This window comes from Consotaella salsifontis (assembly GCF_900167365.1).
GTDB lineage: Bacteria > Pseudomonadota > Alphaproteobacteria > Rhizobiales > Rhizobiaceae > Consotaella > Consotaella salsifontis.
The window spans coordinates 261482-273828 of record NZ_FUXL01000003.1 but is presented as its reverse complement, the minus strand read 5'-3'; the positions used below and the strand labels follow the sequence as shown (position 1 = coordinate 273828).

At 65.4% G+C, this 12347-nt stretch carries 12 protein-coding genes and 2 tRNA genes; 7 read left to right on the top strand and 7 right to left on the bottom strand.

The genetic code is table 11. The features are described 5' to 3' along the window. Positions 1-57: 57 nt before the first annotated feature. Positions 58-906 (top strand): alpha/beta hydrolase, encoded by an 849-nt coding sequence (locus tag B5D38_RS05535; protein ID WP_207552895.1) that lies wholly within the window; start codon positions 58-60, stop codon positions 904-906. A gap of 345 nt (positions 907-1251) precedes the next feature. Here the strand turns inward: B5D38_RS05535 and B5D38_RS05530 are convergent, their stop codons facing one another. Beyond that, complete coding sequence (locus B5D38_RS05530; protein ID WP_207552894.1) at positions 1252-1920, bottom strand: TetR/AcrR family transcriptional regulator; 669 nt, start codon at positions 1918-1920, stop codon at positions 1252-1254. 91 nt (positions 1921-2011) lie between these two features. Between B5D38_RS05530 and B5D38_RS05525 the strand changes: the two genes are divergently transcribed. Continuing rightward, positions 2012-3019: a saccharopine dehydrogenase gene (locus tag B5D38_RS05525; RefSeq protein ID WP_078707372.1), complete on the top strand. Its 1008-nt coding sequence runs from the start codon at positions 2012-2014 to the stop codon at positions 3017-3019. Between the two features lie 78 nt (positions 3020-3097). After that, complete coding sequence (locus B5D38_RS05520; protein WP_078707371.1) at positions 3098-3277, top strand: hypothetical protein; 180 nt, start codon at positions 3098-3100, stop codon at positions 3275-3277. Here B5D38_RS05520 and B5D38_RS05515 read toward each other — a convergent pair. Next, positions 3271-3615 carry a DUF6538 domain-containing protein gene (locus B5D38_RS05515; protein ID WP_078707370.1) on the bottom strand — a complete coding sequence of 115 codons (345 nt, stop codon included), beginning with the start codon at positions 3613-3615 and terminating at the stop codon, positions 3271-3273. The genes B5D38_RS05520 and B5D38_RS05515 overlap by 7 nt on opposite strands. A gap of 105 nt (positions 3616-3720) precedes the next feature. Continuing rightward, positions 3721-3795 (bottom strand) — tRNA-Gln (locus B5D38_RS05510). A gap of 228 nt (positions 3796-4023) precedes the next feature. On the opposite strand from B5D38_RS05510, the gene B5D38_RS05505 reads away from it, so the two are divergent. From B5D38_RS05505 to ald, 4 genes are all read left to right on the top strand, one after another. Next, positions 4024-5361: a UDP-glucose dehydrogenase family protein gene (locus tag B5D38_RS05505; protein ID WP_078707369.1), complete on the top strand. Its 1338-nt coding sequence runs from the start codon at positions 4024-4026 to the stop codon at positions 5359-5361. 90 nt (positions 5362-5451) lie between these two features. Continuing rightward, positions 5452-6852 carry an efflux RND transporter periplasmic adaptor subunit gene (locus B5D38_RS05500; protein ID WP_078707368.1) on the top strand — a complete coding sequence of 467 codons (1401 nt, stop codon included), beginning with the start codon at positions 5452-5454 and terminating at the stop codon, positions 6850-6852. A gap of 1 nt (position 6853) precedes the next feature. Next, positions 6854-8806: a MacB family efflux pump subunit gene (locus tag B5D38_RS05495; RefSeq protein ID WP_078707367.1), complete on the top strand. Its 1953-nt coding sequence runs from the start codon at positions 6854-6856 to the stop codon at positions 8804-8806. 102 nt (positions 8807-8908) lie between these two features. Further along, positions 8909-10024, top strand: coding sequence for an alanine dehydrogenase (ald, locus tag B5D38_RS05490; RefSeq protein WP_078707366.1), 1116 nt, complete (start codon positions 8909-8911; stop codon positions 10022-10024). A gap of 68 nt (positions 10025-10092) precedes the next feature. Here the strand turns inward: ald and B5D38_RS05485 are convergent. The 4 genes from B5D38_RS05485 to B5D38_RS05470 form a co-directional block, all read right to left on the bottom strand. Further along, a tRNA-Met gene (locus B5D38_RS05485) sits at positions 10093-10169 on the bottom strand. A gap of 144 nt (positions 10170-10313) precedes the next feature. Further along, a complete protein-coding gene (locus tag B5D38_RS05480; RefSeq protein ID WP_078707365.1) occupies positions 10314-10616 on the bottom strand; it encodes a DUF6665 family protein in 303 nt (100 codons plus the stop codon). A gap of 41 nt (positions 10617-10657) precedes the next feature. Continuing rightward, positions 10658-11425, bottom strand: a complete 768-nt coding sequence (locus B5D38_RS05475; protein WP_078707364.1) for a molybdopterin-dependent oxidoreductase — start codon at positions 11423-11425, stop codon at positions 10658-10660. Beyond that, positions 11422-12252 (bottom strand): cytochrome b/b6 domain-containing protein, encoded by an 831-nt coding sequence (locus B5D38_RS05470; protein ID WP_078707544.1) that lies wholly within the window; start codon positions 12250-12252, stop codon positions 11422-11424. The genes B5D38_RS05475 and B5D38_RS05470 overlap by 4 nt, the downstream gene beginning before the upstream one ends. Between the last annotated feature and the right edge of the window lie 95 nt (positions 12253-12347).

Genomic DNA, 12347 nt, shown 5'->3' with positions numbered 1-12347 from the left:
GCGGATACGCGCCTCGGCCGCTCTTCGCGCGCCAACGACAACACTGGGAATAAGGCCTTGCAGAAAGACGGCTCGGACGCTGACGATAACGCTCCCCGGCCCGACGTCGCCGTCCTGGCCGAGGGGCCGGAAAACCGGCTTAGCGGCCAGTGGCCCGACAGGATGATGCGCCGGATCGAACGGCCCGAGCTGCACAGCTTCCGGGTCTCCCAGCCCCGCGGACAGGCCATGATCTACGCCGGCGGCGGCTATCTCGAACTCGTCTACGACAAGGAAGGCATCGAAATCGCGCGCTGGCTGAACGGCCTTGGGCTCGACGCCCACGTGATGATCCACCGACTGCCGGGCGCCCCCGGCCCAGACGGCGCTCCTCTTCCCTTCGATATCGCGCTGCGCGACGCGCTTGCGGGCCTCGATCACCTGGCCCAGGACGAGAGAAGCCTGCCGCTGATCCATGTCGGCCTGTCGTCGGGCGGTCATCTCGCCGGCGTCATGGCCTGCCAGACGAACGCGCCGAGCGCCGTGGGTGCCATCATCGCCTACGGCCCGATCAACGCCAATCACCGCGAATACAAGGCGCCGGCTGGCAAGCCGGATTATCCTCCGGCCGAGAAGCAGGCGTTCTACGATGCCTGGCCCGTCGGCATCCGGGCGCATCCGCACGCGATGCCGAAGGTGCCGCTCTTCATGGCCTATGCGCTCCACGACCGTTCGGTGCCAGTCGATCACGCACTCAACCTCGCCCGATCAGCCGCAGAAACAGGGCTCGACGCCGACCTTCACATTTTCGGCTGCGCGCCGCACGGCTTCGCCCTGCGCGATCATGGCGGCACCCATGACGCTTGGCCCGGACTCGCCAACGCCTGGATCGATCGCCTGCTTCCAAGCGTCGGAGCCGTCGGCTGAGCCGGTAACGGCCCTTCGGAGCAGATGTAGCCACTTAGCCGATGCTCGGGCTCCGCCGCCGCGATCCAGGCCGGCCGGAACATTATAGACGAGGTTGGCCGCCACCAACCGCATCAGGCCGAGCTGACGGCAAAAACATGCCCTGAGAAAAGACGTTGGGCGGTGCGTTTCACGCCGGCATGCTCGCCCCCAAACATGCCCCAGAGCTGCCAGTCTCCTTTCGGCCCATCCTGAGTGCCCCCAAACATGCCCCGTCAGGGTGGAAGCTCTCAGTCCGGATTCGACCATGCCGAGCCATAGCGGATAAAGCACCTATTTCGTTGGAGAGTTCGCTTTTTCGAGACATCAGCTATTAAAGGGTGTTCTCCCGCCCGTGCCGGGTCGGGCGTTACGCTCATCAAGACTGCCCCTTATCAAGGATGCAAAGACCTCGGCGGCTTCGCTCCTTCGGAGTTTGCCGCGCACCACCGCTGCCGAAAGCGCCTCGCCTGCCCCGACGAGGCCGATGCAACGCTGCTCCAATTCCTCCGACGGCGAGGCGGCGTGAGGCTTGAGGACTGCGACGAACATCTGGACGGAGTGGTCGAGCAATTCCTGGAACACCGCCGCCTTTTCCTCGCTGCCGGCAAGGGCGGCGCCGACGGAATGGAACTCGTCGGTCATGTCGGCAGCACAGTCGATGTAGGCGGAGGCGAGCAGACCCGCCGTTTCGTCGAAACTTCGGCTTCCCGTGGCCATGGCGTCGCGGAACGCGTTCACCCGCTCCGTGTCGATCCAACGGTAGAGTTCGATGAGCAGGCCCGATCGGGTGCTGAAATGATCGTAGGCGACCGGCTTGGAGACGCCTGCGGACTCGGCAAGATGGCCCAGAGTGAGCCGATCCGCTCCCTCCGTCCGGACGATCAGGAGCGCCGTATCGAGCAGCTGACGTCGGCGCTCGGTCTTCGACAGCCTGCGCGAGCCCTTTCCTCCCGTCCCGTTTCCTCCCGTTCCCTTTCTGATCCCAACTGGCATCCGCGCGCCCCATTTGCATAACCTACCAATAGTAGGTAAAGAATATTCTACCTACCTTTTGTAGGTTATATATCGGGAAAGGAATATTGTCATGTCACCGGATCCGATCCTTCTGATGGGAGGCTACGGCGCGATCGGGCGCCTTGCCGCTCGAGAGTTGCGGTCCCGCTACCCCGATCTCCCGCTGTTGATCGGCGGTCGCGATCTCGCCAAAGCCCGGGAAGCGGCCGCCGAGTTGGGCGAGGCGGAGGGCGTCGTTCTCGACCCGGGCGCGGATGATCTCGGCCTCGGCAAGCGCCCGGCTCGTGCCGTCGCCGTCTTCTATTCGGACGATCGCCTTGCCGGATTAAGGTTCGCTTTGTCGCGCGGCGTGCCGCATCTCGGCATTTCCTCAGGTGTCTACGAGATCGCCCCCGAAATCGGCAGCTTCATGCTGAAGCCGACGGCATCACCCGTCGTTCTCGGCTACGAGTGGCTGGTCGGAGCGACAACGGTTGCGACCCTTCAGGCGGCTAGAGCGTACGATCGGATCGACGACATCGTCATCGGAGCTCTCGTCGACGAAGAGGACGGCGGAGGTCCAGCCGTGGCTGAGGACTTCGAGCGCCTACACAGGATGATGCCATCCGCGCTTACGCGGCGTGACGGCGCCTATCTCTGGCGCGGCGAAGAGGATGCCGTGGCCTCGTTCCAGGCCATCGACGGCACCAGGATGGAAGCGTCCGGCTTCTCGTCCATTGACGTCGTCGGCCTGGCCGCCGCGACCGGCGCGCCCAACGTCCAGTTCAATATCGCAACTGGCGTCAGTTCCAGCCGCCGCCGCGGTGAGCCGAAATCGACGGAGATCATCATCGAGCTGAGTGGGCGGGATCATTTGGGCCAAACACTTCGCACCCGTCATGCGGTTTTCCATCCACGGGGAGCGGCACCGCTGACGGCGCTCGGAGTGTCAATGCTCCTCGAACGACTGACGGGGCTTGATGGGAAACCACCGACGTCGCCCGGACTGTATTTTCCGTTCCAGGTGCTTGACCCGGCCGTCTATCTGTCGCGGCTGGAGGCCGGGGGTGGTGGTCTTCTGAAACTGGAGGCGCTTTGATGGGCTTACTGACCGCTTCGGTCGCCCGGACGTTTCTCTGCAGATCGTCGCGACCGGCACCGCGCGGTCGACGAGTGCGTGGCGCTCCTGGCCTTCTTCGACTTTCCGGTCGAGCATCGGGATCATCTGCCCACGGCCATTCCCATCGAGAGCATTTTTACCGTCCGGGATCGAACGGTGCGCGCCAAGGGCGCCCTGTTGCATGACACCATCTGCCTGATAGGCTTAGCCCATCACGGCCGCCGGCAAGACTACTGAAAGGCGAAAACCGCGTCCCCCGCACCCTCGGGGACTGCCCGCTCAAAGAGAGGGTTGAAGAAATAAGGGTCGGTTCCCCGTGTGCTTTCCGCCAGAGCCCACGCCTCATCCGTCAACCTCGTGGCGATCAGCGTTTCGCCGACCGCGTCGACCGCGATGGTCAAAGTCGCCAGCGGTCCTCGGTCGGCAGCGCAGATTGCTTCGCTCGGACCATCCTCGCGTGTTCGAAGGCTCATCTTAATATGGGCGAGACCGATTCGCCGCGCGAGGGGGTCAGGCAGGCGCTTGCGCCAATAGTAGACCGCGCCCCGTCGCTCGAGCCCCATTCCGATCGCCATTCGACACCCCGTGTCCCACGGTTGTGTCGCAATCCTGTGTCCCACTCGGGGGCACATGCGCCCCAGCTGGAAATGACCTCAGTAAAAACAAGGACTTGGACGATATGGCTGGGGCGCCAGGATTCGAACCTGGGAATGGCGGTACCAAAAACCGCTGCCTTACCACTTGGCGACGCCCCAAGAGCCGCGATGCGAGCGCTCTATAACCTCTTGCGAAGCCAAGCGCAAACCGCCTCCGCGCTTCCCGCGTCAGAATTTGTCTGGCTGGATAGTGGCCGGAAAAGCCTCTCGAGGCCGGTCCATTCCAGTGCGACCTTCGCACAAGTGGCGTCCCGCTCTTGAGCGCGAGGCGCGCTGCGGATATTCGAGCACGATCAACCATGGATCGGCTGTGAACTCGGAGTTCCCATGAAGATTGCGATGATCGGCTCGGGCTATGTCGGCCTGGTGTCCGGGGCCTGCCTAGCGGATTTCGGCCATGACGTGGTCTGCATCGACAAGGCGGACGACAAAGTCGAGGCACTGAAGGCCGGACGCATTCCGATCTTCGAGCCGGGCCTGGACGAACTCGTCGCCAAGAACGTCAAGGCCGGGCGGCTGACCTTCGAGACCGCTCTCGCAGAGCCGGTGGCCGCGGCCGACGTGGTTTTCATCGCGGTCGGCACGCCTTCGCGGCGCGGCGATGGCCACGCTGATCTGTCCTACGTCTATGGCGCGGCGCGCGAAATCGCCGCCTCCATTCGCGGTTTCACGATCGTCGTCACCAAGTCGACGGTTCCGGTCGGCACCGGCGACGAGGTCGAGCGCATCATCCGCGAGGAGAACCCGCAAGCCGATTTCGCTGTCGTCTCGAATCCCGAATTCCTGCGCGAGGGTGCCGCCATCAGCGACTTCAAGCGGCCCGACCGAATTGTCGTCGGCATCGAGGACGAGCGGGCACGCGATGTAATGACCGAGGTTTACCGGCCGCTCTATCTCAATCACTCGCCGTTGCTCTTCACCGAGCGCCGCACCTCGGAACTGATCAAGTACGCGGCCAACGCGTTTCTGGCCATGAAGATCACCTTCATCAACGAGATGGCCGATCTCTGCGAGGCCGTGGGGGCCGACGTCCAGGCCGTGGCGCGCGGTATCGGCCTCGACAACCGCATCGGCGGCAAGTTCCTTCATGCCGGCCCTGGATACGGCGGCTCGTGCTTTCCCAAGGACACGCTGGCGCTGGTGAAAACGGCCCAGGACGCGGCGAGCCCGGTGCGCCTCATCGAGACGACCGTCGCCGTCAACGATCAGAGGAAGCGCGCCATGGGGCGCAAGGTGATGGCCGCTTGCGGCGGCAGCGTCAGGGGCAAGACGGTTGCCGTCCTCGGCCTCACCTTCAAGCCGAATACCGACGACATGCGCGATGCGCCGTCGCTGTCCATCATCCAGGCGCTGATCGACCAGGGAGCCGAGGTGAAAGCCTATGATCCCGAGGGCATAGACCAGGCGAAACCGCTTCTCGATGCCTCGGTGGCCTTCGCTTCCGGCCCCTATGATTGCGCCGAAGGGGCGGACGCGGTGGTGATCGTGACGGAGTGGGATTCCTTCCGCGCGCTCGACCTTTCCCGTCTCAAGTCGGTCATGCGTCAGCCGGTGCTCGTCGATTTGCGCAACATCTATCGCGAGGACGAGGTTGCCCGCTTCGGCTTCACCTATACCGGTGTCGGGCGCCCCGCGACGGCCAAGGATTCGCCCCTCGGAGCCTGACCTGCGGGATTTGCGCCGGCAGCGCGGATACGTTTTGAAACTGGACTTTGCCCGGCGCGCGGTGGTTACCTCCATCGCAGGATGAACACCATGACCGCAGAGACGCGCGCCGCCCGCCACGCCGGCGACGCCGAGCAGACACCACGGCTGGACGCCTCTTCCGCCGAAGAGCGACCAGAAACGGGCGCCACCGTGCAAGACATCCCGGTTGGCTTCAAGCCCTCCCCCGTCGCCAGTCCCAGCCCGGAAGTCAGGCGGCCCCCACGGCGCAAGAAACCGTCGCGCGGGCGCCGTCTCCTCATCTTCCTGGTCCTCCTCCTGCTCGTCGCCGCCGGCGGCTGGTATGCGAAAAATCGGTATTATCCGGCCACGACAGCGCCAAATGTCCTGACGGCCCCCGTCACCGTCGGCACAGTCGAGGAAACCGTTCTTGCGGACGGGACGCTGAAGCCCTTGAAGCTCGTGGCCGTGGGCGCGCAGGTGTCCGGCCGGGTCGTGTCCGTGCCCGTGGTCGTCGGCCAGAAGGTGAAGGCGGGCGATCTTGTCGGCCAGATCGACCCGAAGACGCGTGAGAACGATCTCAAGACCGCCGAGGCCTCCCTCGCCCAGATCAAGGCCGAGCGCGACGAACGGGAGGCGACGCTGGCGCTCAATGTGGCGACCCTGGCGCGCCAGCAGAAGACGGCGGCCCTACAGGTTTCGACCGCGGCGGACCTCGACACGGCGCAGGCGGCCGTCGAGACCACGAAAGCGCAGATTGCCGCGCTCGACGCGGAGATGGCCAAAGCCGAAGTCGCCGTGGCCACGGCCCAACTCAATCTCGGCTACACCCATATCACCGCGCCCATCAACGGGACGGTTCTCGCGGTGGTGACGCAGGAGGGGCAGACCGTCAACGCCACGCAATCCGCCCCGACGATCGTCATTCTCGGCCAACTCGACACGATGATCATCCGCGCGGAAATCTCCGAGGTGGATGTGACTAAGGTCAAGCCCGGTGAGGAGATCTACTTCACCATCCTCGGCGATCCCGGCCGGCGCTTCGAAGCCAAGCTGGAATCCATCGAACCCGCGCCCGAGTCGATCAAGAGCGACAGCGCCGTCACCTCGTCGTCATCCGCGGCGAGCAGTTCGTCGTCCTCATCCACCGCGATCTATTACAACGGCGTCTTCACGGTGCCGAACCCCGACGGCTACCTCAAGACCTACATGACGGCAGAGGTTCACATCGTCGTCGGCAAGGCCGAGAACGTGCTCACCATTCCCTCCGCCGCGCTCAAGCGCCGAAACCGGGATGGCAGCTATGAGGTCGACGTGCTGGAAGGGGATCAGGTGGTTTCCCGGTCCATCACCGTCGGGCTCAACGACAACGTCACGGCCGAGGTGAAGAGCGGCCTCCAGGCCGGCGACAAGGTCGTCACCGGTCAGGCGAGCGGAGGGCCAAGGACGAGCTCGTTCGGCGGACGACGCGGCCCGCCTATGGGATTCTGACATGAACGCCCCTCTGATCGTCCTCGACAAGCTGCGCAAGGAGTTTCCGGCCGGCGAGGAGACGCTGGTCGTCCTGAAAGACGTGGATCTCGTCATCCAGGAAGGTGAGATGGTGGCGATCGTCGGGGCTTCCGGCTCAGGCAAGTCGACGCTCATGAACATTCTCGGCTGTCTCGACCGCCCCACCTCCGGCAGCTACCGGATCGGCGACCGCGAAACCGCGCTGCTCGATCCCGACGAACTGGCCGAGCTGCGGCGAGAGCATTTTGGCTTCATCTTCCAGCGCTACCACCTGCTTGCGGAGCTGACGGCGGTCGGCAACGTCGAAATCCCGGCGATCTATGCCGGCGAGCCCCCCGCGGTCCGCGACGAACGCGCCCGCGCCCTCCTCGAGCGCCTTGGCATGGGCGAGCGCACGGAGCACCGCCCCGGTCAGCTCTCCGGCGGCCAGCAGCAGCGTGTCTCCATCGCCCGCGCCCTGATGAACGGCGGCAACGTCATCCTGGCGGACGAGCCGACGGGAGCGCTCGACAGGCATAGCGGCGAGGAGGTGCTGCGCATCCTCGACGAACTCCACGCCGACGGCAAGACGATCATCATCGTCACGCACGACATGGCGGTGGCGGAGCGCGCCGACCGCATCATCGAGATCAGCGACGGCGTCATCGTCGGCGACCGAAGCAAGCCGGCCGCCCTTTCGGCGCCGGTGCGAGCCGAGAGCCCCAACCGGCGCCGGCGGAGCGCCGTCGGCGCCTTCGCCGACCGGCTGCGCGAAGCGCTTCAAATGGCGCTGCTCTCCATGGCGGCCCACCGGCTGCGCACCTTCCTGACGATGCTCGGCATCATCATCGGCATCGCCTCGGTGGTTTCCGTCGTGGCGCTCGGCGCCGGCTCGCGCGCCATGGTGCTCGCCAACATCTCCAGTCTCGGCACCAACACGCTGGAGGTCTTTCCGGGCAAGGACTTCGGAGACATGCGCTCCGGCAAGATCCAGACGCTGGTGATGGGCGACGCGCGGGCGCTCCAGCATCAGTCCTATGTCGCGGGCGTCACACCCACCGTTTCGACATCGAGCAGCGTCCGCTTCGGCGGCAAGGAGGCCAGCGCGCTCGTCAACGGTGTCGGCGAGCAGTATTTCGAGGTCCGCGGCTCCAAGCTCGCGGAAGGCCGCTTCTTCGACCAGCGCAGCGTCACGCGCATGGCGCAGGAAGTGGTCATCGACGACAACACCCGCACGACCTTCTTCGCCGACGGCGCAAGCCCGATCGGCGAGGTTCTGCTCATCGGCAATGTGCCGTGCCGCATCGTCGGCGTGATGCAGGCGCAGCAGGGCGGCTTCGGCTCCTCGCGAAACCTCTCACTCTTCCTGCCGTACACCACCGTCCAGGGCCGTTTCACGGGCTCGCAGTCCCTGCGCTCGATTACGGTGCGCGTCGCCGACAACGTCTCGCCCGATCTCGCCGAACAAGGCGTGACGCAGCTCCTGACGCTGCGCCACAACACCAAGGACTTCTTCATCCTCAACACCGACGACATCCGCCAGACCATCACCTCGACCACGGAAACGCTGACGCTGCTGATCGCGGCGATCGCCGTCATCTCGCTGGTCGTCGGCGGCATCGGCGTCATGAACATCATGCTGGTGGCGGTGTCGGAGCGGGTCAGCGAGATCGGCGTCAGAATGGCGGTCGGCGGGCGGCGCGGCGATATCCTTCAGCAGTTCCTGATCGAGGCAGTTCTGGTCTGCCTCATCGGCGGCCTCGCCGGCGTCGGCGCGGCGCTCGCCTTCGGCGCCGTCTTCTCCTTCTTCAGCCCGACCTTTCACCTGATCTATTCGACGACCTCGATCGTGGCGGCCTGTGCCTGCTCGACAGCGATCGGCATCGTCTTCGGCTATCTGCCGGCACGCAACGCCTCGCGGCTCGATCCGGTGGTGGCGCTCGCCCGCGATTGAGGTCTGGCCTCCCGCAGCGTCAGGTTGTGACAACAGCTCCCTGGACATTGTTCGCGTGCGGGGCTTTCCTCAGCCATCATCGCGCTCCACAGGGAGAAACACATGCGCGTCGGATGCCCCAAGGAAATCAAGAACCACGAATACCGCGTCGGCCTCACGCCCGCAGCCGCGCGAGAGTATGTAACCCACGGCCATACCGTGCTGATGGAGCGCGGCGCCGGCGCCGGCATCGGCGCTTCGGACGATGCCTATCGAGCCGCGGGGGCGGAGATCGTCGATGCGGCCGACGCGGTTTTCGCCACGGCCGACATGGTGGTGAAGGTCAAGGAGCCTCAGCCGGGCGAGTGGGCGCAGCTGCGCGAGGGCCAGATCCTCTACACCTATCTCCATCTCGCGCCCGACCCCAAACAGGCCGAGGGACTGCTCGCCTCAGGCGTCACAGGCGTCGCCTATGAAACGGTGACGGACAATCGCGGCGGGCTGCCGCTCCTGGCGCCCATGTCGGAAGTGGCGGGGCGCCTCTCGGTGCAGGCCGGCGCGAGCGCGCTGGAAAAGGCCCATGGCGGGCGCGGTCTTCTGCTCGGCGGCGTGCCGGGTGTCCCGCCCGGAAAGGTGGCGATCATCGGCGGCGGCGTGGTTGGAAAGGAGGCCGCGCGCATCGCGCTCGGCGTCGGAGCGGAGGTCACCATTCTCGATCGCTCCATCCCCCGATTGCGCGAGCTGGACGAGCTCTTCGGCGGACGGGTCAAGACCGTCTATTCAACGCCGACGGCGGTGGAGGAGACCGTGTTCGAGGCCGATCTCGTGATCGGCGCGGTCCTGATCCCCGGCGCGACGACGCCCAAGCTTGTCACCCGCAAGATGCTGTCGGGAATGAAGAAGGGCGCGGTGCTTGTGGATGTCGCCATCGACCAGGGTGGCTGCTTCGAGACCTCCCACGCCACCACCCACGCCGAGCCGACCTACGAGATCGACGGTGTCATCCACTATTGCGTCGCCAACATGCCGGGCGCCGTGCCGATCACCTCGACCCATGCCCTCAACAACGCCACCCTGCCCTTCGGCCTGGCCCTGGCGGACAGGAGCTTTGCGGCGCTCGTCGCCGATCCGCATCTCCTGGCGGGGCTCAACGTCCATCGCGGCTCCATCACCAATCGGGCGGTCGCCGAGGCGCTGGGCAAGAAGTACGTGGACCCGCGCGAGGCGCTCCGCGCCTGATCTGGATGCGCTGGAGTACCGCTTCCAAAAAGCAAAAGGCCCGCCAGAGAGCGGGCCTTTTACCAATATGGTTGCGGGGACAGGATTTGAACCTGTGACCTTCAGGTTATGAGCCTGACGAGCTACCGGGCTGCTCCACCCCGCGTCATGGCCGGACGAAGCGTCCGGTGACGTCGATATAAGCGAGACGGGCCGATATGAACAGCCCCTTTGCAAAGATTCTGTGACAGGATTTTCGAGCCCCGCGCGTCGCGAGCGGAACAGCACGCTAACGCTCCCTCTCCCGGCCTTATTGCGCACCGAGACGAGCCAGAACCTCCGGCGGAATGGCGTATTCGCGAATGATGTCGCCGTGGCGCCGAAAGCCGCAGATCTCGCGCTGGATGAAGTAATGGTGGACCGCATGGGCGGCGGCACGCAAAAGCGCCGGCCGCTCCTCCGCATCGGGCGCAGCCTCACGCAAAGCGGCAAGCGCCCGCTCCACCTTCTGGCCGGCGCGGCCGAGGGCGGAGGCCTTCTCGGACAGGATCTCCGCCTCAAGATCGAGCGGGCGGCCGAGCAGGGCTGAAAGGGCCTGCCGGTCAACCGTCAAGGTGAACCGCGAGCCTCGAGGAACGATCCATCGTCATTGCGTCAGCCCCCCGCATACCACTCGTAATCGGCGACATCCTCCCAGAAACCGCCCTTGCCGCCACCGATGCCGGAAAGGACCGAGACGAGTTCGATGCGCATGATGAACTTCGCCTGTTTGTATCCGAGCTGGCGCTCGACCCGCAAGCGCAGCGGCGCGCCATGCCCCTCGGGCAACGTCTCGCCGTTCATCGCATAGGCAAGGATCGTCTGGGGATGGAAGGCATCAATAAGATCGATGCTCTCATAGTAGTTGATGCCGCCGAACTGGTCGGCGCAGCGGAAGACGACGAAGCGGGCCGCCGGCTTCACCTTGACCTCCTTGAGCAGCGCCGCGAGCGGCACCCCGGTCCAGCCGCCAATGGCGCTCCACCCCTCGACGCAGTCATGACGGGTGATCTGTGTGCGCGCCGGCATCGCCCTTAGCTCATCCAGCGAGAAGCCGCGCGGCGCTTCCACCAGCCCGCTGACGTCGAGACGCCAATTGGCGAAGCCATCGGCGATATGGCGGCGATAATCGGGGGCGGCGATCTGGTTGTTGCCGTTGGTGCGAAAGAACGGCGATTTCTCCGCTTCGGAATATTCCGGCGCAAGCCGGTCTCCCGCGAGGAAACGCTGAACCCGATAGGCGAGACGCTCGCCGCCCGTGAGGATAGTGTCGTGGAAGGTTTCATTGCTGCCGAGGTCGTCGCAGCCGGAGAGCGCGAGCGAGGTCGCGCCAAGACCGCCGGCGGCGAGGACGCGGCGGCGCGAAAAGAGCGGACCGGTCATTGGCGCTTCTCCTGCGGCAGGCGGTAGCGGCCGGTGATCATGGAGCGGACTTCGTTGATGGGTCCGGCGAGCACGACCATGGCGAGGTGGACGAGAATGAATAGGACCAGCAACCCGGCGGCGATGAAGTGGATCGAACGCGCCGATTGTCGTCCGCCGAACAGGTCCAGCAGCCACGGCCAGGCGGCATCCATGGCGGGCGACATGGTGAGGCCGGTCAGGACCATCGTCGGGATGAGGACGATGAGAACGCCAAGATAGGCGAGCTTCTGGAGGATGTTGTAGCGTCGCGCCGCCTCGCCTTTCGGAAATCGCAGGAGAGCGTGGTTCCTGATGTCGCCGGCGATGTGGCGCGGCGCGAGTTCGGAGCGGCTCGGCGCAAGGTCGCGCCAAAGATGCCGGTTGGCAAGGCTCCAGATCAGGTAGAGCAGGATGCCGGCGGCGAAGAGCCAGGCGAAGGTGAGGTGCCAGCGGCGCGCCAGCGCGAGGTTGTAGTTCGAGGGGATGGTTGCCCAGCCCGGAAAGGCGGTCCTGTTCCACCGCCCGTCGCCATCCTGCCAGAGGCCGAGCACGCCAGTGGTCTCCACGGTCAGCGAACCGACGCGCAGAACGCCCGCCCCGTTGGTGGAGCCGATTTCGAGCCAGGGATGATCCTGATTGGCACCGTAGGCACCCCAGTAAAGGCGCGGATGGGCGTTGAAGATCATCAGCCCGCTCATCAGCATGACGACCAACGTCACGACGTTGGTCCAATGCCAGAGGCGGGTCGAGACGCGGTGGCGGTAGACGACGGCCGGTGCCGCCGGAGCGGATTCAGCAGCGGCCATCTCGCGGTCGACTGCGGTCATGACAGGGTTCTCCTCCGGTTGGGCACCATTCCGGGACGATATGGCGCGGCGCCGGGCGGCGTCGCGCCGCTTCG